Origin of the sequence: Vibrio profundi, from assembly GCF_043642225.1 — a bacterium.
Classification (GTDB): domain Bacteria; phylum Pseudomonadota; class Gammaproteobacteria; order Enterobacterales; family Vibrionaceae; genus Vibrio; species Vibrio profundi_A.
In genome coordinates, this window is sequence record NZ_JBHZSF010000001.1 from 628,751 (window position 1) to 654,758 (window position 26,008).

21 protein-coding genes and 2 pseudogenes are annotated in these 26,008 nt (G+C 42.8%); 15 read left to right on the top strand and 8 right to left on the bottom strand.

Annotation, left to right across the window (positions count from 1 at the left end):
- Nucleotides 1–204: 204 nt before the first annotated feature.
- Nucleotides 205–678 carry a PaaI family thioesterase gene (locus tag ACHUFI_RS02960; protein WP_394246784.1) on the top strand — a complete coding sequence of 158 codons (474 nt, stop codon included), beginning with the start codon at nucleotides 205–207 and terminating at the stop codon, nucleotides 676–678.
- A 118-nt stretch (nucleotides 679–796) separates the two neighbouring features.
- Here the strand turns inward: ACHUFI_RS02960 and ACHUFI_RS02965 are convergent, their stop codons facing one another.
- Nucleotides 797–1,099: a type 2 periplasmic-binding domain-containing protein gene (locus tag ACHUFI_RS02965; protein ID WP_394246785.1), complete on the bottom strand. Its 303-nt coding sequence runs from the start codon at nucleotides 1,097–1,099 to the stop codon at nucleotides 797–799.
- A gap of 690 nt (nucleotides 1,100–1,789) precedes the next feature.
- On the opposite strand from ACHUFI_RS02965, the gene ACHUFI_RS02970 reads away from it, so the two are divergent.
- The 4 genes from ACHUFI_RS02970 to ACHUFI_RS02985 all read left to right on the top strand — a co-directional run bounded on the left by ACHUFI_RS02970 (nucleotide 1,790) and on the right by ACHUFI_RS02985 (nucleotide 6,423).
- Nucleotides 1,790–3,769 carry a methyl-accepting chemotaxis protein gene (locus ACHUFI_RS02970; protein WP_394246787.1) on the top strand — a complete coding sequence of 660 codons (1,980 nt, stop codon included), beginning with the start codon at nucleotides 1,790–1,792 and terminating at the stop codon, nucleotides 3,767–3,769.
- Between the two features lie 278 nt (nucleotides 3,770–4,047).
- Nucleotides 4,048–4,515, top strand: coding sequence for a hypothetical protein (locus ACHUFI_RS02975; RefSeq protein WP_394246789.1), 468 nt, complete (start codon nucleotides 4,048–4,050; stop codon nucleotides 4,513–4,515).
- Nucleotides 4,516–4,783: 268 nt separating this feature from the next.
- Complete coding sequence (locus ACHUFI_RS02980) at nucleotides 4,784–5,599, top strand: arylamine N-acetyltransferase family protein (protein WP_394246791.1); 816 nt, start codon at nucleotides 4,784–4,786, stop codon at nucleotides 5,597–5,599.
- A 260-nt stretch (nucleotides 5,600–5,859) separates the two neighbouring features.
- Nucleotides 5,860–6,423 carry an outer membrane beta-barrel protein gene (locus ACHUFI_RS02985; RefSeq protein ID WP_394246793.1) on the top strand — a complete coding sequence of 188 codons (564 nt, stop codon included), beginning with the start codon at nucleotides 5,860–5,862 and terminating at the stop codon, nucleotides 6,421–6,423.
- A gap of 48 nt (nucleotides 6,424–6,471) precedes the next feature.
- Here ACHUFI_RS02985 and ACHUFI_RS02990 read toward each other — a convergent pair whose 3' ends face one another.
- Nucleotides 6,472–7,494, bottom strand: a complete 1,023-nt coding sequence (locus tag ACHUFI_RS02990) for a GGDEF domain-containing protein (protein ID WP_394246794.1) — start codon at nucleotides 7,492–7,494, stop codon at nucleotides 6,472–6,474.
- 91 nt (nucleotides 7,495–7,585) lie between these two features.
- Complete coding sequence (locus ACHUFI_RS02995) at nucleotides 7,586–8,200, bottom strand: outer membrane beta-barrel protein (protein ID WP_394246796.1); 615 nt, start codon at nucleotides 8,198–8,200, stop codon at nucleotides 7,586–7,588.
- Nucleotides 8,201–8,587: 387 nt separating this feature from the next.
- Here ACHUFI_RS02995 and ACHUFI_RS03000 point away from each other — a divergent pair.
- Nucleotides 8,588–9,314: pseudogene (locus tag ACHUFI_RS03000) on the top strand (response regulator transcription factor).
- Between the two features lie 13 nt (nucleotides 9,315–9,327).
- A complete protein-coding gene (locus ACHUFI_RS03005) occupies nucleotides 9,328–10,668 on the top strand; it encodes a sensor histidine kinase (RefSeq protein WP_394246798.1) in 1,341 nt (446 codons plus the stop codon).
- Between the two features lie 113 nt (nucleotides 10,669–10,781).
- On the opposite strand, the gene ACHUFI_RS03010 is transcribed toward ACHUFI_RS03005, so the two are convergent.
- The 3 genes and pseudogenes from ACHUFI_RS03010 to ACHUFI_RS03020 form a co-directional block, all read right to left on the bottom strand.
- Nucleotides 10,782–11,087 carry a DUF1330 domain-containing protein gene (locus tag ACHUFI_RS03010; protein ID WP_394246799.1) on the bottom strand — a complete coding sequence of 102 codons (306 nt, stop codon included), beginning with the start codon at nucleotides 11,085–11,087 and terminating at the stop codon, nucleotides 10,782–10,784.
- Between the two features lie 122 nt (nucleotides 11,088–11,209).
- Nucleotides 11,210–11,329: pseudogene (locus ACHUFI_RS03015) on the bottom strand (cupin domain-containing protein); the annotation flags it as partial.
- Between the two features lie 400 nt (nucleotides 11,330–11,729).
- On the bottom strand, nucleotides 11,730–12,428 hold the full coding sequence (locus ACHUFI_RS03020; RefSeq protein WP_394246800.1) for a glutathione S-transferase family protein: 699 nt from the start codon (nucleotides 12,426–12,428) through the stop codon (nucleotides 11,730–11,732).
- A 260-nt stretch (nucleotides 12,429–12,688) separates the two neighbouring features.
- Between ACHUFI_RS03020 and ACHUFI_RS03025 the strand changes: the two genes are divergently transcribed.
- Nucleotides 12,689–13,858 carry a MerR family transcriptional regulator gene (locus ACHUFI_RS03025; RefSeq protein WP_394246801.1) on the top strand — a complete coding sequence of 390 codons (1,170 nt, stop codon included), beginning with the start codon at nucleotides 12,689–12,691 and terminating at the stop codon, nucleotides 13,856–13,858.
- A gap of 16 nt (nucleotides 13,859–13,874) precedes the next feature.
- Nucleotides 13,875–14,411, top strand: a complete 537-nt coding sequence (locus ACHUFI_RS03030) for a GNAT family N-acetyltransferase (RefSeq protein ID WP_394246965.1) — start codon at nucleotides 13,875–13,877, stop codon at nucleotides 14,409–14,411.
- A 75-nt stretch (nucleotides 14,412–14,486) separates the two neighbouring features.
- Here ACHUFI_RS03030 and ACHUFI_RS03035 read toward each other — a convergent pair whose 3' ends face one another.
- The gene (locus ACHUFI_RS03035; RefSeq protein ID WP_394246802.1) at nucleotides 14,487–15,035 is read right to left on the bottom strand and encodes a TetR/AcrR family transcriptional regulator; all 549 of its coding nucleotides are present in this window, start codon (nucleotides 15,033–15,035) and stop codon (nucleotides 14,487–14,489) included.
- A gap of 253 nt (nucleotides 15,036–15,288) precedes the next feature.
- Here ACHUFI_RS03035 and ACHUFI_RS03040 point away from each other — a divergent pair, with 253 nt between their 5' ends.
- Complete coding sequence (locus ACHUFI_RS03040; protein ID WP_394246803.1) at nucleotides 15,289–15,891, top strand: hypothetical protein; 603 nt, start codon at nucleotides 15,289–15,291, stop codon at nucleotides 15,889–15,891.
- Nucleotides 15,892–16,042: 151 nt separating this feature from the next.
- Here ACHUFI_RS03040 and ACHUFI_RS03045 read toward each other — a convergent pair whose 3' ends face one another.
- The gene (locus ACHUFI_RS03045; protein ID WP_394246805.1) at nucleotides 16,043–17,191 is read right to left on the bottom strand and encodes an S-(hydroxymethyl)glutathione dehydrogenase/class III alcohol dehydrogenase; all 1,149 of its coding nucleotides are present in this window, start codon (nucleotides 17,189–17,191) and stop codon (nucleotides 16,043–16,045) included.
- Nucleotides 17,192–17,489: 298 nt separating this feature from the next.
- Here ACHUFI_RS03045 and ACHUFI_RS03050 point away from each other — a divergent pair, with 298 nt between their 5' ends.
- The 5 genes from ACHUFI_RS03050 to phnD all read left to right on the top strand — a co-directional run bounded on the left by ACHUFI_RS03050 (nucleotide 17,490) and on the right by phnD (nucleotide 25,983).
- A complete protein-coding gene (locus ACHUFI_RS03050) occupies nucleotides 17,490–19,595 on the top strand; it encodes a sensor histidine kinase (protein ID WP_394246807.1) in 2,106 nt (701 codons plus the stop codon).
- Nucleotides 19,596–19,902: 307 nt separating this feature from the next.
- On the top strand, nucleotides 19,903–21,846 hold the full coding sequence (locus ACHUFI_RS03055) for an ATP-binding protein (protein WP_394246967.1): 1,944 nt from the start codon (nucleotides 19,903–19,905) through the stop codon (nucleotides 21,844–21,846).
- Complete coding sequence (locus ACHUFI_RS03060; protein WP_394246808.1) at nucleotides 21,843–23,195, top strand: sigma-54-dependent transcriptional regulator; 1,353 nt, start codon at nucleotides 21,843–21,845, stop codon at nucleotides 23,193–23,195. The genes ACHUFI_RS03055 and ACHUFI_RS03060 overlap by 4 nt, the downstream gene beginning before the upstream one ends.
- Nucleotides 23,196–23,443: 248 nt before the next feature.
- Nucleotides 23,444–24,664 carry a glycerophosphodiester phosphodiesterase family protein gene (locus ACHUFI_RS03065; RefSeq protein ID WP_137359361.1) on the top strand — a complete coding sequence of 407 codons (1,221 nt, stop codon included), beginning with the start codon at nucleotides 23,444–23,446 and terminating at the stop codon, nucleotides 24,662–24,664.
- 278 nt (nucleotides 24,665–24,942) lie between these two features.
- Nucleotides 24,943–25,983: a phosphate/phosphite/phosphonate ABC transporter substrate-binding protein gene (gene phnD / locus ACHUFI_RS03070; RefSeq protein WP_137359362.1), complete on the top strand. Its 1,041-nt coding sequence runs from the start codon at nucleotides 24,943–24,945 to the stop codon at nucleotides 25,981–25,983.
- Nucleotides 25,984–26,008 lie beyond the last annotated feature (25 nt).

Below are 26,008 nucleotides of genomic sequence, written 5' to 3' on the forward strand. Positions count from 1 at the left end.
CCGAAACACAAAGTATGGATATATAAATATTAACAGATTTATAAATTGCCGTGATTCTTATTGAGTGATATCCGAATAAAGTCAAAGATTAGAATCGGTTAAATACTTCTATTCTATTAGTCTTGTTTTGAAAGCGATCTTACAGCGCGTTTTATTAATTGAGTCATACTTGATGAGGTGAACTGCGATGAAGTAAGGAGTGCTATGAATACCCCTCATATGTTTCAAGATTCAATTCCCCATAATCATTGTTATGGTTGCGGCCCGCACAATGAACATGGCTTACAGATAAAGAGTTACTGGGTCGGCGACAACGAATCAGAATGCGTTTTCACACCGAGCGCCCATCACTGTGCTGGGCCAACGCGCTACTTAAATGGTGGGGTGATTTCGACAATTATTGATTGCCATTGTGTTTGCACAGCGATTGCTAAAGGCTATCAGATGCAAGGGAGAGACATAGGGCAAGGCAAAACGATTTGGTTTGCAACGGGTAAGCTTGAGGTTTCATTTTTTAAACCTGTCCCCATAGACAAAGAAGTGGTGTTGAAAGCGACGATCATAGAAGCGAAAGAGACCAAAATAACACTTCAGTGTCAGCTTATGAGCAATAGCGAAGTGTGTGCTGAAAGCCACGTAATTGCGGTAAAAGTACCTAACACTTGGTTCCAGTCTTGATATTCACAAACCCCAGTAAGCACCTCCATATTGTCATGATGATGGTATGGAGGTTCTCTAATTTTTGGCTGTTGGAACTTCTCAATATTGCGTGAGAGCTTTGTTATCGATTAATAAATCAACGTTTGTAACTGAAGGGGCGCGTGAGTACGAAATGTTCGTAGGAAAAGCTTTTTGACGTAGGTGGCTTCACATCCAGAATTAAATCTACCTGATCAGTGATGAGATACTCACGAATTAACTCCTGACGATGGGGGATCTCCTGATAACGGATGGCGATGTTAGTTCCCGCGATGGTTTGCTCTGATTTACCGATGATCTGTTGAATCAACGAGTCAAAAGCCGAGACCACAAACTGATGATGGTGCTGGGTTGGATCGAAGTCATCCAAGCTTGAAAGGGCGTCATCGATATTGAGCATGGAAGATTCCACTTGCGCATAAAAACTATTCGCGACTGAGCTCGGTACGATCCCACCTCCTGAGCGAATAAAAAGCGGTTTTCCGACCGTCTTATCTTGCAGTCGTTTGATAGCATTGCTGACTGATGTTTGTATACCGCGATAAAGATACGCAGAAGGTTAAGATCAAAATGCTTTTGCTTCGACACAATCGGTTATCCAGATTTCAGGAAGTCATGTTTAGCATACCTCAGTGAAGTCGTTTCAAACAGATAGGTGATGGGAAGGGGATCAAAGCTCTGTCAGATGAAGCGCTTGATTTCGCATTCTATTAGGTTATTTTTTTGGTCAATAAGATCGAAAAAGGAAGCCATTTTGTTCATTCAGTTTTAATTGTTGCGCTAGGTCAGGAAAGCATAGAAAAGAGTGATGGCAAAGTAGAATAATGACCTACAATTATTAAGGTATTTCTAATTTGACTGCTACTAATTTTATAAAATCAACCCATACTCCGAGCGTGATCGATATCTATAAAATATCATGTTCTGTTCGTGTTTTACTTTTGGGAAACATACATTTTAAACGCTAACCCTTTAGGGTTATTGCAGTTGGATTCGTAAATCAATATTTTCGTGCGTAAGCCAATAGCCACGAAGTATCTAGGGCTAAAAATTGAGACGTGAATGTCGACGTGTAGCTAGGAAAATAATAATGAGTATATCTGACCTATCTTTTAAGCAAAAAGTTATCGCTTTGCTTACCTTACCGATCTTGGGCTTTCTCTGGTTAAGTGTAGCCTCTATCTCTCAGAGTGTTTCGACAGCCAACGAAATGTCTTCCCTCAACCAAATGACGCGCTTATCTGTTGTGTACAGTGAATTAGTGCATGAGCTACAAAAAGAGCGAGGGATGACCGCGGGTTATCTTGGTTCAAAAGGCACTAAGTTTGTTAGTGAACTGCAATCACAGCGTCGTTCTTCGGACGGTAAACGTCAGACAAGAAATGAGTTTTGGCAGAGTGAAGGAATTGAACTCACCACGATCACTCAATTAAACCAATCGATTTCTCAAAGCCTCAATCAGATAGACACAATCCGCCGTCAGGTAGACGCTCAGTCGATTAAACTCTCTGATGCTCTTGCTTACTACACGCAAATTAATGCTCAGTTGTTGAGTGTTTCTGGGTTGATTGCTGAGCTCAGTACAGATTCTCAAATTACCAATGAAACCATCGCTTACTACAATTTCCTTCAAGGTAAAGAACGAGCGGGTATTGAGCGCGCGGTGCTTAACAATACGTTTTCTAAAAATGAGTTTGGCCCTGGAATGCTAACTAAATTCATTTCTTTAGTAACGGAACAAGATACGTACTTTAGGAACTTCAACGTGCTTAGTAACGACGCAAACAAGCGTTTCTTTGAACAGCAGATGAAAAACAATGCAGTGCTTGAAGTGACGAAGTTACGTCAAATCGCAAAGTTAAAAACCAGTAATTTCGATGTTGACCCTGTGTTCTGGTTTACTCAATCGACGGGGCGAATTGTTCAACTTAAAGGTACAGAGAATAAAATTGCAGAGTCGCTGATTGAGCTTACACAACAAAAAGCTAGTGAAGCGAAAGGTGAGTTAATTCTTGGTATTTCGAGTTTTGCCTTTATCGTTATTGTTGCTTCATTCATTTGCTACAAAACAGTGAGTGATTTAACGAAGCGTGTGAAAAACCTGACTTCTGTAATGGCGAGCGTGAGAAATGATAATGACTTGTCAGTTCGAGCCTTACATTGTGGTAGCAGTGAATTGGGTCAAATTTCAGAGTCTTTGAACGAAACACTTGAGAAGTTTTCTGAGGTGATTAATAACCTATCGAGTTCAAGCATGACATTGGCGTCGGCGGCAGAAGAAACGTCTCAGACTTGTGAATACAACTCAACGTCGATGTTGGAGCAACAAGATCAAATTGGTTTGATTGCAACAGCAACCGAAGAGTTATCAGCAACGGTTAATGAAGTGGCAGATAAAACTCAGCAAACCGCTGAATCAGCGAAACTGGCAGACGATCAGGCACAAGGTGGCCTTGCAACGGTTCAAAGCTCTTACCAATCGATTGAAAGCTTAGCCGCTGAGATTGACGGTTTAGCGGAGAAGATTACTCACCTTCACGAGAGCAGCAATAACATTAATAACGTGATTGATGTGATTAAGTCGGTGGCAGAACAGACTAACCTGCTGGCTTTGAATGCTGCGATTGAAGCGGCTCGTGCGGGAGAGCAGGGCCGTGGGTTTGCAGTGGTGGCGGATGAAGTTCGAACACTGGCTCAACGTACTCAGGAATCGACCTCAGAAATCGAAGGCTTTATTTCTTCACTTCAATCCGATGTCGAAGCAGCATTCAGCGTGATTGATAACAGTCAGAAAAAAGCGCGTACTGCAGTGACCGACTCACAAGATGTCGAGCAAACCTTACAAGGCATTTCTGAATCAGTGAGTGAAATCTTCAGCATGGCTGATCAAATCGCCACCGCAACAGAAGAGCAAGCTGTCGTGACTCAGGACATTGCGAAGAATGTCATGACAGTTGAAGAGAAATCGACAGAGTCGACCACGGGCGCGACTCAAATTGCTACAACCGCGAGAGAGCAAGCTGAGCTAGCCACTTCTTTGAAAAACATGGCCAACACTTTTAAAAGCTAAAAGCTAAAAGCTAAAAGCTAAAACGACAAACAAACGCCTTAATTTATTAAGGCGTTTTTTTATTCTAGTCGGATTGGCTTCCTTTCCTTCTACCATATTTTGCAACCCCCTGACTTTTCTTGATAGTAGCCATGTAAAATCCCGAAAACGCTACCTATGTTAGTGTTTTAGTCTACTCTGTTTCTGTGTGATGGTGTTTAATTTTCTGTTTAACTTTTTTCATTACGGCGGAGTCTTACCTAACAATTGAACATTGTTTTATATTTATGGAAGTTGCAATGAAGTATCTAGTTTTCCCTTTCTGTTTCCTTTCTTTATGCGCAGTGGCTAGTGAGAGTGACCATTATGTGAGTTTTGGTGTCTCTGACGGGCACACCGCGTTCTACTCGTCAGAATTTAATCCAAATATTGGCTATCAGTATGTAAGCGAAAATACCCATCGTTGGAGCATCAGCGCTTCTCATGGGGTTGATTCCAATTACAGTACCTTGGTAGGAGGATATGATTATTTTTATGATTTAAATGATAGGTGGGCATTGCTCGCGGGGGTCACTACCGGTGTTGCGTTTTCATCGGGCTATGAAGATGGCGCCTTAGCCGGTGCGAGAATCGGGGCTCTCTATGAGCCGGTGAGTAACTTAAAGCTAGAGTTTGGATACCGTGCTCAGGATACAGTAAGTAATTGGAAGGACCGCGACATGTCGAGAATTGAGAGCCTGTATATCGGTGTCAATATGAAGGTGTAATGGCGAGATAAGTCTTTAGGGATTGTATTGGGCTTTCAAGAAGGGAGTGGGATAACTGCTCCTTTCTTTGATTTTCATTCTTTTCATGATTACGTGCCCACTTTAGAAAAAAGTGTCATTGTCAAACGCACTCCTCATGTCGACAAATTAGTGTTTGACCTCAAGTTAGGTTTAGGTTTTATGGTGGGTACCATCTTGATTATGGATTGGGTTAGAAGTGTCGAATGACCTTTGTGCCCAAAGCACAACAACACCAGAGGCTTGGATAATGATGACTACAAATGACTTAGCGGCTTACTTTACAAAAATGGGCTTAGTAGATAACCCACCAGTCACTGTTGAAGGGTTAACGACGTTACATCGCGCACAGCACCGTCGTATTCCATTTGAGAACTTTGACATTCAATTGGGAAGAAGCGTTTCCGTAGATTTTACCGACATCGTCGAAAAAATAGTACACAACGAACGTGGAGGGTACTGCTTTGAATTGAACGAGCTGATGTATCAAGTACTTGATGCGTCGGGTTTTAAGGTCACGAGGCAGCTTGCTCGTGTTCATAAAGGCCCAGAGCCAACGGGTCGTAGCCATCAGTTTTCACTAGTAGAATTGAATGATCAAAAATGGGTGGTGGACACCGGGTTTGGCTCACACACTCCTCGCACTCCATTACCTTTAGAATACGGTGTGGAAATAAAGACAGATATTCAAACTTTTCGATTTGTAAAAAGCGAAGTATACGGATCGATGCTTCAGGTTTATGAAAAAAATGAAGAAGGCATTTTAGATTGGCAAAACCTATACAGTTTCGAGTTCGCACATGTTTGTGCTGGGGATATTCAAACCAGTAACTTTTTCGTATCTTGCTATCCTGAGTCGTTTTTTTTCAAGAATCGTATTGCGGCATTTCCTAGCGAGAATGGTATCGTGTTGTTGTTCAATCACAGCCTTAAATTGGTCAGCCAAGGAGCGATAACGGAAATTGAGTTGCAAGAAGATGATTCCTATTTAGAGGCAATTAAACATCACTTTGGTATTGATTTAGGTGTGCCTATTCAGGAGTTAAAGCCTGTTGAGGTGTCCTAGCCGCGTTCCTTCTTAGCGTTTAGGTAGTGTCATTCTAAACGCTTTTTCTGATAGTTCTCCCAATCTCACGTTTATGCAAAATCACGACTGATCAGAACTGTGATTTTGCTTCCTACATCTACAGCTTTGTAATCCATTTTGATTACATCGGTTACAACGCCTTACCCATCGATTTTACGGGAATTGTTATCCTAATTACCGATAAATAAATGCGCCAATTATTGGTGCGATTTTCAAACTGATTTTGTTTTGAGGTAAAAATGAAGAGATGTATTTTAGCTTTAGCCTTAGTTGCTGGTTCTAGCACTGCGTTGGCGAGTGAAGTTTATGTAGGTGCTGCTTATTCCCAGTTGGGTTACGGAAAAGTGGCTTATTCTACTGAAGTAGAAAGCGATAACGGCTTTGCCGCCACTCTCGGGTACAACTTCATTTTTGGCGACACTTTTACCTTAGGAACTGAGATTGAGTACAAAGATCTTGGCGGCGTAGTTGAGAAAGAAAGTGTAGGTACGGGCAACTATGTGCAAATGGACTTATCCGCTACTTCAGTTGGCGTAAACGCTGTGCCTAAATTTTACATGAATGATAACTTCTACATTCTTGGTAAAGTGGGAATGCACAACGTAAGCTACACAGCTAAATTTGATTCGAATGTCGCAATGGGTTCCCAGAAAGAGGTGAGTGACTCTTCTGTTGAATTTGGGTTCGGTGCGGGTGTTGGTTACCACTTCGGGCAGTTTACCGCTCAAACAACGTATGAAGTCATCACCATTGATAGCACTGAAATCAGCGCTATTAACATTGGTGCACAATACAACTTCTAGTAAAAATAAAGAGCCGTATTGGATTACGGCTCTTTATTCTCGCCTAAATTAAACAATCAGGCTGCTTCGGTTTTTGAAAATACTGGATGCGCCGTGACCACGAGCAAGCAGCAGATTGTCTTCCGCTTCATACCAAACATGTTCTATGGTCGCGAACTTTTTAAGCTCTGCTATGCCCGCACTCAACGTTGTTGTTATTTTTTGGTCGTTGAACGAGAACGGTGTTGAAGCGACAGTCTGCTGTATGTCGTTGACCAGCCGATATTCATTGATAGGGCTTTCGCCAAAGTTATCGTTTTTCACTAAAATAACGAATCGCCCCTCTCCTAAGTAGTACAAAAACTGCCTATCAATAATGGTGTAGGCTCTTTGTATGATTTCGATAAAAAGCTTGTCTGAAAACGCATAGCCAAATTTGCTATTGATTGATTTGAGGCTATCAATGTCAAACATAATAAAAGCGTTATAGGTTTTAAAATCATTATTCAGCATCTGTATTAAAGAGTTCCGACTCAATGCGCCGGTGAGTTGGTCGTGACTTCCGAGGTATTGCACATAAGACTTAGAGCCTTCTCTTTCACTTTCGTACTTTCGGCTCACCGCTGTGATAACGAGATAACAGCAACAGAAATTCAAAACAGAAAGTAGATAGTCATACTTACTGTAGAGTGCTATTTCATGAAGTAAAATAGAGACTTGCGCGAGTAATAAAGCAACAGAATATATGAGTGCGTTTTTACTGCCTAGAAGAAGATAAAATAAAATAGGTACACAGGCTGACCAAATATATATCCCTTCTTCTAATGGTTTGTCATATTCTGCGAAACATGAAACCACCGCGATAAAAAACACATGAATATGGGAGTGTAAAGTGATGCTTTTATTTTTTCGTATTTCAGACAGAGTAAATAAGGCCAAGAATAAGTAGAATAATTCTAAGACTGATAAAATATAAGACTTATTTGGAAACAGAAAGCTGTTTCCAATTGATAGCGGAATCGCAAGGATGACCAAAGTGATGCATAAAGCAGTAAGGACTTGCTTTCGCATCGTTTCATTCGAATTAATCATGTGGTTACCACAATTCAAGTTAAGGGGTGCGAAGCATTTAGTGCAATATACGGGCTAGATAATCCTCGTATTCAGTCTAAAGGGCTATGAGTTAAAGGGTAAATTGGATTCCAAGGTTAAATGAGCGTTCAGAGCGTTGCCGTTTTGCCGCTTCAAAGCCCGCAACAAGTCCAAATACTCGTCCAAATTGGAATACGTTCTTTAACTTGATGGTGTCTTTTTCTTGCTCTAAGAAGTCTCTTTGGTATGAGAGGTCGACTAGCCAATGCTTCGCCACTTGAACCCGAGCGCCTGATTTACAGTAGGCCGCCTGTTCACTGTAAGAACTGCTATAGTCGCTGTCGGCGCGGTAGTTAACGGCACCACAAGAGATAGGAATAGAAAACGCTTCGTTGATTGGGGCGTTAAAACCCGCACCTATGCTCCACTTGTCAACCTCTGAACTCATTCTGGTGACAAAATCGGCCTCTCCTTCTATGAAGAACCTTTCAGCGATATTTAGCCCTACGTCAAGGTACAAACCGCCTAGTGTTTTGTCTTCATCGTTTTCGTATTGGTTGTTGAGGTAAGGAGAAAGGGCGCCTGATTCAAATGTAGTCTGTTTGTAACCAAAACCAATGTAAGAAAGCTCGTTAACGATATTACTGCTCGCAAAAGATGGGAAAGAGAGTGTTAATGCAGTAATATTAAGTAAAACTCGGTTCATATTGAAATAACTCATGGTAGGAAACGGATAATCGAATATTAAAATCCTTTGCTGAGTTATTCGAATGAAGAGTTGTAAGATTTGTAAGCGATATCTTTCATCGGGATAAAACTAAGCATAATAAAGCACTTTATTTTTTCTCTAACTTTGAGAATCTTTTTAGTTTTCACGAATATTGTGATGTTGCATTGTTTTATATAAGTAAATATGAAGAATTATATTTAAAACCTAAAACTTGTTAACGGGTCGTTGTGTTTTTTTGTGCTAGTTAATACGCGATGAATGCTCATTTGTAAGTTATGTACTCATTGTGTGTATTTGTTCACCTTTTAATTAAAACAGCCTTATATATACTCCACAAAATTAGTGTGTATTAAGGAGTGGTTAGTGAAAAAAGGAACAATACTGATCATTGAAGATGATTTAGAGATCAGCCGCTTAATTCAATTGTATCTGGAAGCGGACAGCTTTGAAGTGTTCTTGGTTAGTGATGGTGAGCAAGCGATAGAAGCCATTCGAACCATTAACCCTGACTTGGTCTTACTGGATCTAATGTTACCTGGATTAAGTGGCGCGGATATCTGCATTCAAGCGAAGCAGTTTTACGAAGGGCTGATTTTAGTGCTTACCGCGTCAGAAGAAGAGATGAATGAAGTGAGTCTATTACGATTTGGTGCTGATGATTACTTGACAAAACCCGTCAGGGGGCATGTTTTGTTAGCGAGAATTGACGCTTTGTTGAGAAGAAAGTCAGGTCGTCTTTTGGCACATAGAAGCCTTTTGACACATACAAGCTTTGATGCAAACGTCAAAGAAACCTCATCGTCTGATTTGGTTATTGATGCTGTAAGTAAACGGATTTTCTATAGAGGTGAAGACTTAGGCTTAACCACTTCGCAGTTTGAAATTTTTCAGATATTGATTGAGAACAGAGGAAAAGTAGTGACGCGTGAAAGCTGTTGTCAGCTTTTTAGAGGGATCGAACTGGGGTTTAATGACCGTTCGGTTGATATGCGGATCTCTGGGCTAAGAAAGAAGTTGGCGCGTGCAGAATGTTCAGGAACGGTAATTAAGAACGATTAGAAATAAAGGGTATATGCTTGTTGAGTCTTGAATCGGTGACCAATATGTTTTCGAGGCTGTATATCGGCATCGCTCTCTCCATTTTGTCGATTGTCATGTTCGCTTTTTGTCTTGGCGAAAGTTACTTGTACAAGAGTAACGTAGAAGCGTTTTTAAGGGATGGGCATCTCTTTTTAGATAATTACCAAGCGAGCCAACTTGATGACAACGGCTTGTTTGTTGATCTTCAGGAAAGTGGAACGGTTCGGACTTACACCGCTCAAGTGGCATTGGTGTCCGGATGGGATCAAGAAGCGCCGTGTAACCTTTGTAAACAAGTATTAGTCATCGATGGTCTGCCGATTTATGCTGACGATAAGTACTACACGACCGTTATGTTGATACCCGATTCAACAGACTACTTAGTGTTTTCTAAAGATAAAAACTATTTTGCCTATTCTACACCTTGGTTTAAAGCGACTTCATTTTTGTTTTTGTTGTCGTTTATTTGTGGCGTGATCCCCATTTTTATCTTTGCCATTTACCTTCCAACTCGGCATTTGCAGTTACAAATGGCCGAATTCCAGAAAACTCAGGCGCAATTCAGTGAGGGACACTTTTCGAAACGTGCGAAAACCGCTTTACCCTATCCGATAGGCGATGTTGCAAAGAACTTCAATAAAATGGCGGATGAAATAGAAGCTCGACTGATCCAGAGTCAGGTTTTTGCTCAAGCTATCCCTCACGAAGTCCGGACACCTCTGAGCCGAATCCAATTGGTTTGTGACCTGATTCGAGTTAAATCCCCAGAGTTTGATACTCAGCTGCTCGATGACATTGATTTATATGTCGAAGACATCAACACGCTTACGGAAGATATTATTCAGCTTTCACGCCTGACGTCTCAGGAATCCTCTTACTATGAGGCAAGAAAGGTAGAGTTGGATATGACGAATTTTTTGAATTCAAGAATCAGTGCTTTGCAAGCTGACGGAATTGCACTTGAAAGCGAAGTCGCTGATTGTTTTAGTCTTTATTGTGATCCAACGATGGCGAGATTAGTGATTGATAACCTGATCAAAAATGCTGTGGAATATGCGTCTAAGCGCGTTCTTGTGAGCTTGAAAAGCAACACTACTCAGCTACTGTTCACTGTTGAAGATGACGGAACAGGAATCCCTGAAGAGAAGCGCGAGGAAGTCTTTGTTCCATTCTCTCGTTTGGACAAAAGTCGTAACTCTAAAACAGGTGGGTTTGGCCTAGGCCTCGCCATCACGCTAGCGGCTGCTAAGCGGTCTGGTTGGGAACTTGAGGTTTCCGAAAGTCGGTATGGTGGAGCTCAATTTACACTGTTAATTCCATTAAATGGCAGTCAATGTATACAGCCAAAACCGATTGAACGATGATGTCACCGCTCATGAAGGCATAGTTTGTAGGATGTTGCTCAGTGACTGCGGTTGTTTAAGTATTACTGAGCATTCTTACAACATATCTATTGATAGACGAGCTGCCCGCGACTTTATGCAGCTTCTTTGTGATAGCTGGCAATAATCGTGATGTGGGAGACTGATTTTACAAAAAATTGCTCCTTTACGGCCTGGTATTCTTCATTGCCGAAGAAGTCATCTGCGGAAGATTGTGTTGGGAAGCGAATGGTAAATACGCGATTAATCGGTGTGTCGACCTCAGAAAGAAGCACTTCGGAAATTACAAAGTCGTAACCAAACCCTCCCTCGTAGCGAGCTAGAATAGGTTTCATTGCGGCACGGTATTGTGCGTAGATTTTGTTATCAGAGACTTCTAGCCCCACTAACATTTCAAACATGTTTCGCTCCTATTTGTTTTTCCGGTTCATTATCTTTTATCGGCAGTTGATAGCGGGTTACATCGAAGCCCAATCATTTTTTGAGGAAGCTCTAATTAATTCCATTTTTGCTGTCGTGTGCGCTACTTTAAGCTCGCTTGGATAATCAGCAGTTCGATATCTTTCTCAGAGGTATTCATTAACCCATGTGTACCAAAAGCCTTGTTGACGATCATGTCTCCTGAGGTAACGCGTTGCTCCTTTATCCAACTCCCCTTAGCGATTGAAAGGGGGAGCTCTATCTGAGCGAAAACTTTGGAATGCACTTACCGAGTGCTCACTGAATTTGTAATGCCAATGAGAGCAACTCCTCAATCATCCATGTTTCTAAAAAGTGTGAGCAGATGCCATCAGTGGATAAATGAGATGAGATAGAGACATAAAACAAACGAGTGTCTCATGGTATGGACTACTAAATAAGTTGCATTTGAAAAGTTATTATATTTATAAAATCAGCAAATAAAAGAGGGCTGTACATTTTACTGGAGATGGGAAGTACGGTGGCAGGCATTTGACTAGTTAAATGGCGGGGCTTAAGTTGGTAGGTTTTGAAGCAGACTGCACATAGAAGTTGGTTGGTCTCTATGTGCAGGCATCTAAAGGTTAGCCGCAGCAGCTACTAGAAGCACACGCACCTTGTTGTTGAATATCTTTGCCTTCTGCTAGATAAGTATTCGTTAAGTAGAAGTCACTAAATAACTCGATAAAATCCTCCGATACCGACTTTTCTGCAAGGCCGGTAGACAGCAAGTTCGCTTGCCATGCTTGCATTTTTGGTAAACCACACAAGAAATCGTAGCCTACTTTGTCTTTCACTATTGCTGCACGGTGAAGTAATGGAAGCCAAGCCATATCCACATTGCTAAGCGCGTTTGATTTGAAAAATAACGTCTCTCCGCTGAGTTTATCTTCAGCCTTTTTAAAAGCTTTGATCAGCTTCTCTGAGCGTTCCTCAAAGGTTACTGAATTCTTGCTGCTCATGGTGCCACATTGAGGTAAGTAGTGCTTTGAACCTAGGTAGCTCCATGCTCTGTCTAATGCTCTTTGCTCGTTTGTTACCCCTTGCTCTAAGGAACCAAACTCATCTTCAATATACTCAATAATCGCGTCCGACTCGAACAGTGTTGTGCCAGATTCAGTTATAAGAATAGGGACTTGTCCGTTAGGTGATACTTCCAAGAACCATTTTGGCTTATCACTTAAGCTGATGTAATCGATCTCGTACGGAATCTGTTTTGCTTCTAAAGCGGCAGTGACACGTTGAACGAACGGACAAATTTTAAAGCTTACTATTTTGATCATCTTAATTTACCTAATGTGTATTGATTTGAGCCATTTGGCTGTCTTGTACTTAATAAGACGACAGCGGATCGAGAAAGACGAAAAAAGACTGAATTTTTTAATAATGCTTTTTGAGTGAAGCGTAACTGATTGAAAAATAGTGCTATTAAACTCAGTGTTTTCAATGCATATCGTAGAACAGTGAAAGAATGACTATATTAAGTGTTGACCTGACTAAAGCTTCATAGTTTATCTTGCTTACCGAATGACGAGGAAAGTGCATGTACCGAATATCTGAATTGGCTGCCTTAGTGGGCTTGAGTCGCTCAACGCTTTTGTATTACGGAAAGTTAGGTTTGATTACGGCGAAACGCCAAAGTAATGGGTATCGAACTTATTCTGAAAGAGACCTGCAACGCGTACGTTTATTACAACGCTTACAGGCAGGCGGATTAACGTTAAAAGAGTGCCAAGCTTGCTTGGATGCAAAAGTGGATCGCCAGTTGCTGCTGAATCGTTTAGAAAAGTTAGACGATGAAATTGAGCAAAAGCAGCAGTCGCGAGATCTACTGGCGGCTATGTTAGGTCAAGGAGACTTAAAAGATTGGCATGAGTCGATAGACAAAATCGCGCCAGATGCACACCTCGATTGGTTAATACAGCAAGGTTTTGATGAGAAACAAGCTTTGCGCTTGAAATGGTTATCAAAAGATATGAACGAGCATGATCAATACATGGCGGACTTTGAGCACATTTTTGATGGCATTGAACGGTTAGGCCCAGGAGCACCCGAAGATACCGAAAATGCGTTACGCCAAATACCTTGTACTCCGAAATCTTTACTGGAAATTGGATGTGGTAAAGGAGTAGCAACTCAAGTCATCGCAGCCTCTCTCGATTGCCCAATCACAGCTGTCGATAACGATGCTAACGCACTAGAGGTGTTGACGCAGCGGCTGCTAGAACAAGATAACGGTCATAGGGTTAGTGTGGTATGTGCAAGCATGACGGATTTACCCTTTGAGAAGCCGGCATTTGATGTTATTTGGAGTGAGGGCAGTGCCTATATCATGGGGGTTAAACAAGCGATGAAGCAGTGGATGCCATACTTGAATACAGGTGGTGTGCTGGTGGTTAATGACTTGGTTTGGTCAACCGAAACACCAAGTAAATCCGCTTTGGAGTTCTGGCAAAAAGAATACCCGGATATGACGACAGCTAAGGAGCGAGTCAAGCAGGCACAGGCGCTAGGTTATCAAGTTTTGAGTCAGTTTCCTTTAAGCCGTGCTGGGTGGGATGCTTATTATCTTCCCTTAAAAGCACGCTTGATGGCCCTCGAGACGGAAATGAAAAGCTCTATGGCTTATCAAGATATGAAAAGAGAAGTGGACACCTACTTTACGACTCAAAAAGAATACGATTATCAATTTTTTGTGCTTAAGAAAGCATGATTGGACAGTGAATATGATGAATTTTAGACCGTTTTCCCAGAGTGAAATCGACACAATAAAACAACTTTATACCGATACTTTTTCAGATTCTGAAGGGGAGAAAGAAGGCATCGCCGTTGGTCAATTGAGCTACGAGTTATTGACCACAACCCCCGCAGATGATTTGCATTGCTTTGTTGCTGAGAACAATGAGCAACTTCTGGGGGCGGTGATTTTTTCTAGAATGTCTGTTGCTGCTGGGCAATGCGTTTACTTGTTGTCTCCAATGGCAGTCAGTACTCAAAACCAGAAACAAGGGGTTGGGCAGACGTTAATTCGTTTTGGGCTTAATGCTCTTAAAGAAAGTGGCGTTGAGCTCGTCGTGACTTATGGCGATCCGAATTACTATTCGAAAGTGGGGTTTGAATCAGTTTCGGAACAAGTGATTAAAGCACCTTTCTCATTGAGCTTCCCACACGGTTGGTTGGCTCAACCATTAGTTGGAGAGTCACTCCCACTCATTTCTGAGACGCCAACTTGTGTTGAAGCACTCAACAACGCGGCATACTGGTGATCTTATAAGCCACGCTGACGCATAGTGCGAAACAGACAAACGGCGATACTAAAGATGCACTTAGCAACTTAAAAACTAAGGGGCTAAGTGTTTCTCGACTATCGACGAAATTGAGTCCCTAGACGCTGGTTTACCGCTGACAACCTGTTGAGTTAGCAACCCGAGCAGTAGCGTATAAAGCATTTCTGGCTGCTTGTCATCAACGTAGCTAGCCAATAAATTTTGATACTTATCATTTGCTAAGATCATGTTGCTGTCTTGAGCGACATGCTCTTGTCCAATGACATCGATATATTCCATTACCAGCTTCATTTCTTGAAAGTGGCGGGGCGCTAATATATTGAAAATTTGGATAAAGTTATTCACTTTCTCATCCAGATTGGCAGCGTTGGCTAAGGGATTATTTGCCAGTACGAGTTCATCGAATTTCACCATCGCTTCGGTAGAGGCTCTAAAAAGCGCATCCTTGCTTTTAAAGTAGTGATAAACCGCACTTTTGCTCATGTTTAAGTGTGTGCAAAGTTGTCTCATTCCGAGATCTTTGTATCCAAACTCAAGAAAAATCGTCGCTGCTTTTAAGGCTATTTCTTCGCGTTTTTTGTCATGATCGACAATCTTAGGCATGAGGTTTCCTTTTTCAATAACGTAGAGCCTCGGCTCTTTGGTGGGGCAAAGTAAACCAGAATATAAGAGAAAACGCTAATACTCTGAACGTCCGTTTCGGACGGCTTGTTGGTGATGCTGCTTCATTGCAACCTTCACTTCCATCAAGGATGTCTTACAAATTCATTTTAGTCCAATTGGTCTTTTTAGGTTTACTTTGTTTAATTGATCTTTTACCTTAAAAAGACCAAGTGTTCTAAAATAGGTGAGAAACATGAAAATTGACTGGGAAATTCCAAAAGCTCGCGATGGCTTTCGCGGAAAGTTAGATAAGTTTATTGGCCCGGGCGCAACATCAGCAGAGAAGAATTTACAAGGCTATTTACCTTTAATAGCCGGTGCTGCGATGCTGTTTTATGCGTGGAGTACCCCTTTGTCCTGGACTTTAACCCAATATGTTGTCGCGGCTTTGCTTACGATTGATATGCTCGGTGGGGTTATTACGAATGCGACCTCCAGCGCTAAACGTTGGTTTCACCGCGAAGGTGAAGGTTTTAAGCAGCATATGAGTTTTATTGGTACGCATTTTATACAGCTAGGTTTGTTTAGCTGGGCATTTTTGGACCTAAATTGGGGGTGGATCGCACTGGCTGGTGGTTACGTAATGCTCGCGAGTTGTCTGATTTTACTGACACCACTGTACTTGCAGCGACCGGTCGCCCTTATCTTGTATTCGGTGAGCATTTTACTTTCCCTATACGTACTTGAAACGGTGCCGGGGTTAGAATGGTTTTTGCCAATTTTTTACCTTAAGTTGTTGGTTAGTCATATTCTAAAAGAAGAGCCGTATCGTCCGGAAAATGAATCCGTTCATTAAGTGGGCATTGGGCTAAGATTTGCCACCGCTTATGGAAATGAAAAAGTGGGCGGAAATGAAAAAAGCCCAAGATTGTCTCTTGGGCTTAATATCGTAGAAAGGTTTAAATGCTATTTCATCATGCCTTGTCTATGACCAGCATGGTGCAGCACTATTTGTCCATGTATAGAACAGTACGGATAGACTCACCTTTGTGCATCAGGTCGAATGCTTCGTTTACATCTTCAAGGCCCATTGTGTGAGTGATGAACTCTTGAAGACCAAACTCGCCTGCCATGTAACGGTTAACGATTTCTGGAAGCTCTGAGCGGCCTTTAACACCACCGAACGCTGAGCCACGCCATACACGACCAGTCACAAGTTGGAACGGACGCGTTGAGATTTCTTGACCTGCACCGGCTACACCGATGATGACCGATTCGCCCCAACCTTTGTGACAACACTCAAGCGCTTGACGCATCACGTTGACGTTACCAATACACTCGAAAGAGTACTCAACACCGCCGTCAGTCATATCAACAATCACTTCCTGGATTGGCTTGTCGAATTTCTGAGGGTTGATACAGTGTGTTGCACCCAGTTGTTTCGCTAGCTCGAATTTGCTCTCGTTGATGTCAACACCAATGATGATTTCAGCACCCGCCATACGAGCACCAATGATTGCAGAAAGACCGATACCGCCTAGGCCGAATACCGCAACGTTGTCGCCTTTTTCTACTTTAGCCGTGTTAAGAACTGCGCCCATACCGGTTGTTACACCACAGCCTAGAAGACACACTTCTTCAAGTGGTGCTTCTTTGCTTACTTTTGCTAGTGAGATTTCTGGAAGTACTGTGTACTCAGAGAAAGTCGAGCACCCCATGTAGTGGTAGATTGGCTCGCCGTTGATAGAGAAACGGCTTGTGCCATCAGGCATTAGGCCTTTACCTTGGGTTTCACGAACCGCTTGGCACAGGTTAGTTTTTCCCGATTTACAGAACTTACACTCGCCACATTCCGCAGTGTACAGTGGGATAACGTGGTCGCCGACTTCAACGCTTGTTACGCCTTCGCCCACCATTTCAACGATACCGCCACCTTCGTGACCAAGGATTGAAGGGAAGATACCTTCAGGGTCGTCACCAGAAAGCGTGAATGCATCCGTGTGACAAACACCAGTCGCAACGATACGAACCAGTACTTCACCGGCTTTAGGCAGTTCAACGTCAACCGTTTCACGCTTAAGCGGCTCGCCAGCAGCCCATGCGACCATAGCTTTAGATTGGATATGAGTTTGACCCGGTTTGATTTCAATCGTCATTGGATTTTCCTATATAAGTCGTGGAAGCGGAGGCTCAGTAGCTTGTTGGGAATGAGAGTTCACCGTAAGTGTTGAAGTCATTCGCTTTAAGGTTAGTCGAGCTTGTTTGTTTCCGCTGTCTCGTTTTGTTGGAGCCAGTATAGGTATTTGTGGAAAATTGATAATCCCACCAAAATGAAAATGATTTTTACGTATATGTAATAAAGGCAGGTGGGGCTAGATAAACGATGAAACGTCTATACTCAATGCTATATCCGCAGACGCTCAAGTATCCGGCTTGGGGTAATTAGGGCTAACTATGAAAGTAGTGATAGGGCTATTACGTAAATTGAAAATCAGCAATAGACTGATGTTTGGTTATTTGGCTTTGTTTCTGCTGATTTTAAATGGCGCGAATCTCGTTCATTACTTAACCGTCCGAGATTTACTGCAGAATAAAATTGAACGTGAGCTTCAATTGACTACGTCTTCTATCGCCAACAGCATTCACACCACTGCGAATACCACCATCCGTAATTACTTGAGAGCAATCAGCGAAACCAATCTGATCTACGTTCAAACCCAATATCAACGATTTAAAGCGGGAGAGATCACGGAATCAGAAGCTAAGCAAAATGTGTCCCAAATGTTTATTCAGCAAAGGATCGGAGAAAGTGGTTACCCGTATGTTGTCGACTCAAGAGGTATCATTCAAATTCACCCCAAAACGGCATTGATCGATCAGAACTTAATGGAGTTCTCTTTCATGCAGCAGCAGGTGAAAACGAAGAAAGGCTACTTAGAGTACGACTGGAAGAACCCTGGGGAGAGCAAAGAGCGGCCGAAAGCGTTGCACATGATTTACTTCCAACCGTGGGATTGGATTATTTCCTCATCCTCTTATCGTTCAGAATTCCTATCATTGATTAATATTACTGACTTTCAAACTTATATTTCCTCTCAAAAATTTGGTGAAACCGGGTATTCCTATGTGATTAATTCACTAGGTGACGTGGTGCTTCATCCATTTATCAGCGGTAATTTTCTTGATGTAAAAGACTCGAATGGCTTCGCGTTTGTGAAAGCGATTTTGGCGCAAAAAAATGGGGCGATTACCTATACCTGGCGTAACCCAAATGAAGGTTCTTATCGAGAGAAATACGCCATTTTTCAATATATCCCGGATTATGATTGGTACGTGGTGTCTGCCACATACAGCGAAGAGTTGTTCCGACCGGTGGAAGAGTTATCGCAGATCTATTTGGTTATATTGTTCGTATCGGTCGCGGTACTTATCCCTTCTAACTTGTTGTTGAGCCGCTCGATTGTGATCCCTCTTAAGCAAGTGATGGAATCATTAAAAGCAGCAGGCTCTGGGCGTTACGATACGCGAATGGAAGAGCGAGAAGAATGCAATGACGAGTTAAATGAACTCAGTCATTATTTTAATCGCTTCATGCATGAATTAGAGCAATCAAACAAAGAGCTGCACCTTCAGATCGAGAAAAAAATTCAAGCGCAGCAGCAACAAATGGATTTAAACCGTCAGCTAGAAGACTTAAACCAAAGCTTAGAGAACAAAGTCGTAGAACGAACTCATGACTTGCAAGTCAGTATGGCGCAACTCCAAGAAACCCAAGAGCAGTTGGTAGAAGCTGAAAAGCTTGCCGCCTTAGGAGGTTTAGTCGCGGGAGTGGCGCATGAGGTGAATACGCCGTTAGGTATTTCAGTTACAGCCACTTCTTTGATCGGGGAGATCATCGATGAGCTGAATCGAGCTTTTCTCAATCAAACGTTAACCAGCGTGCAATATTCAGAATTGATGGAGCGACTTGTTGAAACGAAAGCCATGCTCGAAAGTAATCTAGCCAGAGCGACGAAATTGATTAAGGATTTTAAGCAAACCGCAGTCGATCAGGTTTCTGAGAACCAAAGTGAGTTTTTGATAGAAGACGCTCTAAAGGCACTTGTCAGTAGCTTGCACTCTGAAACCGCGAAAGTTCCAGTGACGCCATTGCTGACGGTTGAGGGAAAGCTTGTGATGAACAGTTTGCCTGGGGTACTGACTCAAGTGGTTTCGAATTTGATCATGAACAGTGTGAACCATGGGTTTCCGCAGGCGCACCTCGACTATCTTCAACATGAAAATATCATGCCGAATATCTCCCTCGTAATTACACAAGCATCAGACGTGGTGACCTTTTGTTATCAAGACAATGGCATCGGGGTTGATGCGTCACTCCATCAAAAAATCTTCGAACCTTTTTATACCAGTAAGCGCGGGCAAGGAGGATCTGGGCTCGGGCTTAACTTAGTCTTTAATATGGTTAATCAAAAGCTTGGAGGAAAACTGCAATTCTCATCCATACCAAACCAAGGTGTTGAATTTACCTTAGAGCTGCCAGTTAATTTACCTGAGAGTTAGGAGGAAAAAGCCACCTTTTTTGACTATTAAAGACAAAAATTGTGGACTCAACACAAGCGATTATCGCAAAAAAAGCCCCCCACACTTTATTAGTGAATTGTTATGGTGTTTTATAAGAAATGTTAATGATTGCTTGGTGTTTTATATAGTGTCACTAGGTGATTGGAGTGAGTAAACCGCGGTGAGTCATCGAAGGTTTAGTCTCTAACTTACGAAAATAATTAGCAAAATTATTCATTTAAACCATGCGCAGTCGAACTATCAAGAGGGTGGTGTAGTGAACAGTGACGTTTATTCAGCCAAAGAGATCGCTGAACCCAATGTGAGTTCTCGACCTTTAAGTGCGCTGAAATCACCCCGAAGAAAATGGTTTGGTTGGAAAGGTATTGAGCAACGTTTAGTGCTCGCGTTGGCCATGCTTTCAATGACGACGATCTTTCTGTCGGTGGTTTCCACGTTTACCTTTAACGATCTTAACCAGCGCCTCGTTGAGCTCAAAGAAAGTGAGATTCCCGCACTGGATCAAGCGGCACGCTTGAACGACATGGTGCGCGTGATCATTGTCGCTTCTTCTCAATTGAGTGATGCTGAATCTAACCTTGAGCGAAAACAGTTTCTTCAACGCATTGAAGAAGCGATTGCTGTGATGGATGGCATCATGGTTCAGTTCCCTGAATATCACTCCTATTTTAAAGACCTGATCGCGCAAGTGCATAACAGCTTGAGTTTACTCTACCAAAGTGAAATCGAGTCCGATCATTTGAATAAAGAATTACGCAACTTACTCGAAGGCTTTTATCCTTTGTTGCAATTGGCCAGTAACTCACTGGATGCACTGCCACAGGCCAGCAAAGAGAGAATTCAATACACCCAGTTAAAGTCGCTGCTTTATTATCAATTGGGTTTGGTAGAGAAGTTATATAACGATTCGAGTTTTAATGAATTGGATTACACCAGCTATCGTTTAGAGCAAGTGGGTGAAGAGTGGTGGGCACTGTGGGTGAATGGTGATTTACGCAGTGAATTTCCTGAACTCGATAAACAATTAGCGGTGATTTACAACTTAGCCTCAAGCTCAAGTAGTCTGTACTCAGTGAAAAATAAAGCGCTAGATTATCGCTATCAAGAACAATACTTTCTACAAAATAGCCGAGAGCACCTTAATCAGCTAACCGTACAAATCGAAAGCAACACCAGCAAAGTAAACCGCAATATCGATCAATCGATCAATCAGGCTCAAGAGTCGCTGCACTCAAATCAACGTCTATCATTATTCCTTTCTCTATTCAGCATCTTAGCAGCGGCTGCGATTTCTTGGTTCTACGTTCGTAAAAGCATTCTAGAGCGTTTATTGCAGCTAAAAGACAACATGTTCGCGATTTCGACGGGTCATTTAGATACCGAAGTTGCGATCCGCGGGCGGGATGAAGTAACGCAAATGGCGAAGTATTTAAAAGTATTCCAAACCACCGCCAAAATCGTTAAGCAGACCAACCGAAAACTAGAAGCCGAGGTCGAAGAACGCACCTTGGCAGAAGCGAAATTACGTGTGACTCAAGATGAGCTAGTGCAAGCGGGGAAACTGGCAGCGCTTGGGCAATTGAGTGTCGGAATTACTCATGAAATCAATCAGCCGTTGACCGCAGTAAACAGCCATGTGCGCAGCGCTCAATTGTGGCTGGATAAAGATAGGCCAGACAAAGCTGCGCTCAATCTACAAAAAATTGAAACCTTACTCGAAAAGGTGGCTGCTATTACTCGCCATCTGAAAGCATTTTCACGCAAGAGTGATGGCAAAATCGAGAGTGTAGAACTGCAGGGCGTTATCAGCGATGCTATTGAGCTATTCGAAACCAGACGTAATAACGTGGCGATTGTTTATAAGAAAGGCCCGATTCCTAGCGTTCGAGCTAACAGCATTCGCCTTGAGCAAGTGTTGGTGAACTTGATCAGCAACGCGTTAGATGCGGTCGAATTGAATGACGCTCCGAGCATCGAAATCGCAACTTTAGAATCGGATGCCACAGTCACCATTTCGGTCAAAGACAATGGTCTCGGCATTCCAGTAGAAGACATCCCACACTTGTTCGACCCTTTCTATTCCCGTAAATCATCGGGTAAAGGGTTAGGCCTCGGCTTATCCATCGCATACAACATTATTAAAGATTTTGGTGGCTCGATTCATGTTGAATCGGTAGAGCATCAAGGCACAGAATTTATCGTTACTTTACAAAAAGGCACTCACTCATGACCCTAGAAAAACACATAGTTCTTATCGATGACGAAATAGATGTCGTGGAAGCCGTGAGTGAAATGCTAGAACTGGAAGGCTTTAATGTCACCACGTTTACAGACCCAAACCAGGGATTGAAATCATTAACCGCCAGTTGCCAATCTGTGGTGTTGTGCGATGTGCGGATGCCGAAAATAGATGGCTTAACACTGCTGAGTTCTATCCAGCACCGAGCGCCGAATGTACCAGTACTATTAATGAGTGGGCATGGTGATATTCCAATGGCCATAGAAGCGATGAAGCTTGGTGCATTCGACTTTCTCGAAAAGCCGCTGAATACCTCAGAGTTAGTGGAAAAACTCGATTTAGCATTGACTCAAAGTCAGCAAAATTTACCTCAGGTACCAGATGGTGAAGAGAGCGCTGAACTACCTATTGAGTCGGTCGTGATTGGCCAATCCAAGAGTATGGATACGATTCGAAAACAAGTGTTGGCACTGGCTCATACTGGCGTAGATACCATCATCAACGGTGAAACCGGGACTGGTAAAGAAGTGATCGCTCGAGCGTTACACCAATTTAGCCGCCGAAAACCCAAGTCGTTCGTTGCGATTAACTGCGGCGGCATGACAGAAAGCATCATTGAGAGTGAATTGTTTGGCCACGAAGCGGGAGCGTTTACCAGTGCCAACAAAAAGCGCATTGGCAAAATTGAACAGGCAAATGGTGGCACCCTGTTCCTAGACGAAATAGAGAGTATGCCAATCGCTGTCCAAATCAAGCTATTGCGCGTGATCCAAGAGCGCGTGATTGAGCGAGTGGGCGGTAATGAATTGATCCCTGTCGATATTGTGGTGGTCGCTGCCAGTAAAGCCGATTTAGCCAGCCTCAGTGAATCGGGTGAGTTTAGAGCCGATCTGTTTTATCGATTGAATATCGCTAGCCTAAACTTGCCAGCGCTACGCCAACGGAAAGAAGATATTCAGCTGCTGTTTCGCCATTTCGTGATCCAAGCGAGTAAGAAATATAAAACCCGCCCATCTACGATTTATCCTGAGCAAATCCAGCAGCTTAGTAGGCACGAATGGCCGGGCAACGTTCGAGAGCTTCGTAATGTTGCTGACCGATTTGTACTTGGCATTGTTGGTGATGGATTTGACCTTCAATCCCCCATTTGTGAATCGACCAATGAAGATTTTGCTTTTGAAAAACAGATGGAACAATACGAGCGAAATGTACTGACAGAGGCCTTGATTGAAAGCTCTGGCAACATCAATGAAGTGTCAGCGAAGCTGAACCTTCCCCGTAAAACCTTGTACCGAAAAATGAAAAAACATCAGCTTGATAAAGAGAGTTTTAAAGCCTAGATAAGCGATAAAACACACAAGACAAGAATGACCCATTATTAGAGTTAATAGTCTTGAGTGTTTTTCAAGTGCTTGTATTTTAAGTGAAATTATAATTGGCATGAAGCGTGCAATTCACTGGCTGTGGCGTTAGTCCACAGGAGGTCAACATCGGCCGTTACCGAAAGCTTGTATCACGGTAGCACTCCGCTTCGCTGACCGAACAACGGAAAGTACAAGAACATTGCTTGTTGCAAGGAGATACAAACATGAAGCAAATACTGAAAGGTTCAATTGCTCTAATACTAGGTATGACTGCGATGGGAGCAACTGCTGCGCCTAAGTCTGCTGATTTAGGGCCTCGTCCCCTCTTTTTAGTCAACAATATGGACGAAGGACCTTTGAAATCTAAGCTACTGAGTTGTAGTGAAGGGCCTTTTCATCGAAGTGATTTTTCAATTGGCCACCGTGGTGCTGCCATGCAGTTCCCAGAGCATACTAAGGAATCGTATTTAGCGGCGATTCAAATGGGTGCCGGTGTCGTGGAATGTGACGTTACCTTCACCAAAGACAAAGAGCTTGTTTGTCGCCACTCGCAAAGCGATCTTCATACTACGACGGATGTGCTAGCGCACCCAGATCTTGCGAAGAAATGTTCAGTGCCTTTCAAGCCAGCAAACCCAGCGACAGGCGAAGATGCGCAAGTAGAGTGTCGTACGTCTGATTTTACTTTGGCGGAATTTAAAACGCTGAAAGGAAAAATGGATGGTGCAAACCCGAAGGCAACCACGGTTGAGGAATACATGAATGGCACACCGGGCTGGCGCACTGATTTGTACAGCCAAAGCGGGACTTTGATGACACATGCAGAAAGTGCAGCTTTATTTAAAAAGCACGGAGTTAAAGTGACACCTGAATTGAAGTCTGCTTCTGTCGACATGCCTTTCAATGGCTTTACTCAAGAAATGTACGCGCAAAAGTTAGTCGACGAGTTGAAAGCGGCTGGCTTTAAGCCATCTGAAACGTATTTGCAGTCGTTTAACTTAGATGACGTGAAGTACTGGATTAACGAGAATCCAAAGTTTGGTAAACAAGCGGTGTACTTAGATGATCGTGTTTATGACCAAGCTGATTTCGTGGCGTCTGTTGAGAATATGAAAGACTTGCGTGATGCCGGCGTCAACATCATTGCGCCACCACTGTTTGCTCTTGTTGAACTCGATGACAAAAACGACCTTGTGGCGTCTAACTATGCGAAGTTAGCCAAAGAAGCGGACCTCGATATCATTGCTTGGACGCTAGAGCGCTCTGGCCCATTAGCACAAGGTGGCGGTTGGTATTACCAAAGCGTTAAGCAAGGCATCAACAATGATGGCGATATGATGAAAATGCTGGACGTACTAGCGCAAGATGTGGGCGTGCTTGGCGTATTCAGTGATTGGCCAGCAACGGTTACTTACTACGCAAACTGCATGGACAGCCAATCTTAATAGATGGCCTGTAAGTGGGTTTAAAAGCCATAGACATAAAGGTCCTTGGTTTAAAAAATGGATAGTTTAAAGAGCCTTCTGGCTCTTTTTTTAGCCATAAATATCATGGGACATAAATGACCCAAATGCAGTCTATGCGCTTGGACACGAGTGACCCATAATCAATTGATGAATTGAGTATTTTGTTTAAGTTGTTGAATTTTAATGATTTAATTGTTGGCATGATGGCTGCAATAGAACTTGTGACTTTCAACAATAAGTAAAAGTAAGGTTTGAATATGAAAATCAGTGTTAAAGGACTGTTAATCGCTAGCTCATTACTACTTCCTTCAATGGCTATGGCAAGCGACTGCTCTAGCCGTGGTGTGTTAGACGATCGATACTGTGATGAAAACCAAGATTTAGTGGCGGATTCACCGAAAAATCCTGATGAGTGGAACGATCCAAGCACGCTTGTATTTACGTACACGCCAGTAGAAGATCCTGCATTGTATAAAGATGCATTCGCAGACTTCCAAGCGCACCTAAGCAAGATCACTGGCAAACGAGTGATTTACTACACGGTTCACTCGAACTCTGCGCAAGTAGAAGCGATGCGTTCTGGCCGTTTACACGTTGCTGGTTTCTCAACGGGGCCAACAGGCTACGCGGTTAACCTAGCGGGTTACGTACCAATTGCCGTTAAAGGTGATGAGTCTGGTTTCCAAGGCTATAACCTAATTACTATCGTTCGTAAAGACAGCGGTATTAACACTATGGCTGATCTGAAAGGGAAAAAGGTTGCTCACACTTCTGCGTCTTCCAACTCTGGTAACCTTGCTCCACGTGCGCTATTCCCTGCTAAAGGTCTAGTGCCAGATGAAGATTACAAAGTGTTGTACTCAGGTAAGCACGACCAATCTATCCTAGGTGTTTATAACGGAGACTATGATGCAGCACCTGTGGCATCTGATGTGTACGACCGTATGGTGGCAGCAGGGCGTGTTGACGACTCTGAGCTTAAAATCATCTACCGCAGCCCACGTTTCCCAACGTCGGCATTCGGTTATGCATACAACTTGAAACCTGAGCTTGTTGAAAAGATCAACGAAGCTTTCTTCAGCTACCGCTTTACGCCAGAAATGAGCGCAGCGTTCAAAGGTGCAGACCGTTTCTCTCCAATTACATACCAAGAAGAGTGGGATGTGATTCGTGATATCGCACACGCGACAGGCACAGCTTACACAAAAGCGGGCTTGAAAAAACTGGCTGAAAAAGATGCGGCTAAACGCGCTAAGAAAAAAGCAGCGGAACTGGCTAAGCAAGCAAACAACGGTTAATTCTTAGCTCTCCCCCGAGCACTTA

Coding starts and splice junctions, on each gene's coding strand:
- ACHUFI_RS02960 (WP_394246784.1), top strand. CDS start 205: ATGAATACCCCTCATATGTTTCAAGATTCAATTCCCCATAATCATTGT.
- ACHUFI_RS02965 (WP_394246785.1), bottom strand. CDS start 1,099: ATGCTCAATATCGATGACGCCCTTTCAAGCTTGGATGACTTCGATCCA.
- ACHUFI_RS02970 (WP_394246787.1), top strand. CDS start 1,790: ATGAGTATATCTGACCTATCTTTTAAGCAAAAAGTTATCGCTTTGCTT.
- ACHUFI_RS02975 (WP_394246789.1), top strand. CDS start 4,048: ATGAAGTATCTAGTTTTCCCTTTCTGTTTCCTTTCTTTATGCGCAGTG.
- ACHUFI_RS02980 (WP_394246791.1), top strand. CDS start 4,784: ATGATGACTACAAATGACTTAGCGGCTTACTTTACAAAAATGGGCTTA.
- ACHUFI_RS02985 (WP_394246793.1), top strand. CDS start 5,860: ATGAAGAGATGTATTTTAGCTTTAGCCTTAGTTGCTGGTTCTAGCACT.
- ACHUFI_RS02990 (WP_394246794.1), bottom strand. CDS start 7,494: ATGATTAATTCGAATGAAACGATGCGAAAGCAAGTCCTTACTGCTTTA.
- ACHUFI_RS02995 (WP_394246796.1), bottom strand. CDS start 8,200: ATGAACCGAGTTTTACTTAATATTACTGCATTAACACTCTCTTTCCCA.
- ACHUFI_RS03005 (WP_394246798.1), top strand. CDS start 9,328: ATGTTTTCGAGGCTGTATATCGGCATCGCTCTCTCCATTTTGTCGATT.
- ACHUFI_RS03010 (WP_394246799.1), bottom strand. CDS start 11,087: ATGTTTGAAATGTTAGTGGGGCTAGAAGTCTCTGATAACAAAATCTAC.
- ACHUFI_RS03020 (WP_394246800.1), bottom strand. CDS start 12,428: ATGATCAAAATAGTAAGCTTTAAAATTTGTCCGTTCGTTCAACGTGTC.
- ACHUFI_RS03025 (WP_394246801.1), top strand. CDS start 12,689: ATGTACCGAATATCTGAATTGGCTGCCTTAGTGGGCTTGAGTCGCTCA.
- ACHUFI_RS03030 (WP_394246965.1), top strand. CDS start 13,875: ATGAATTTTAGACCGTTTTCCCAGAGTGAAATCGACACAATAAAACAA.
- ACHUFI_RS03035 (WP_394246802.1), bottom strand. CDS start 15,035: ATGCCTAAGATTGTCGATCATGACAAAAAACGCGAAGAAATAGCCTTA.
- ACHUFI_RS03040 (WP_394246803.1), top strand. CDS start 15,289: ATGAAAATTGACTGGGAAATTCCAAAAGCTCGCGATGGCTTTCGCGGA.
- ACHUFI_RS03045 (WP_394246805.1), bottom strand. CDS start 17,191: ATGACGATTGAAATCAAACCGGGTCAAACTCATATCCAATCTAAAGCT.
- ACHUFI_RS03050 (WP_394246807.1), top strand. CDS start 17,490: ATGAAAGTAGTGATAGGGCTATTACGTAAATTGAAAATCAGCAATAGA.
- ACHUFI_RS03060 (WP_394246808.1), top strand. CDS start 21,843: ATGACCCTAGAAAAACACATAGTTCTTATCGATGACGAAATAGATGTC.
- ACHUFI_RS03065 (WP_137359361.1), top strand. CDS start 23,444: ATGAAGCAAATACTGAAAGGTTCAATTGCTCTAATACTAGGTATGACT.
- phnD (WP_137359362.1), top strand. CDS start 24,943: ATGAAAATCAGTGTTAAAGGACTGTTAATCGCTAGCTCATTACTACTT.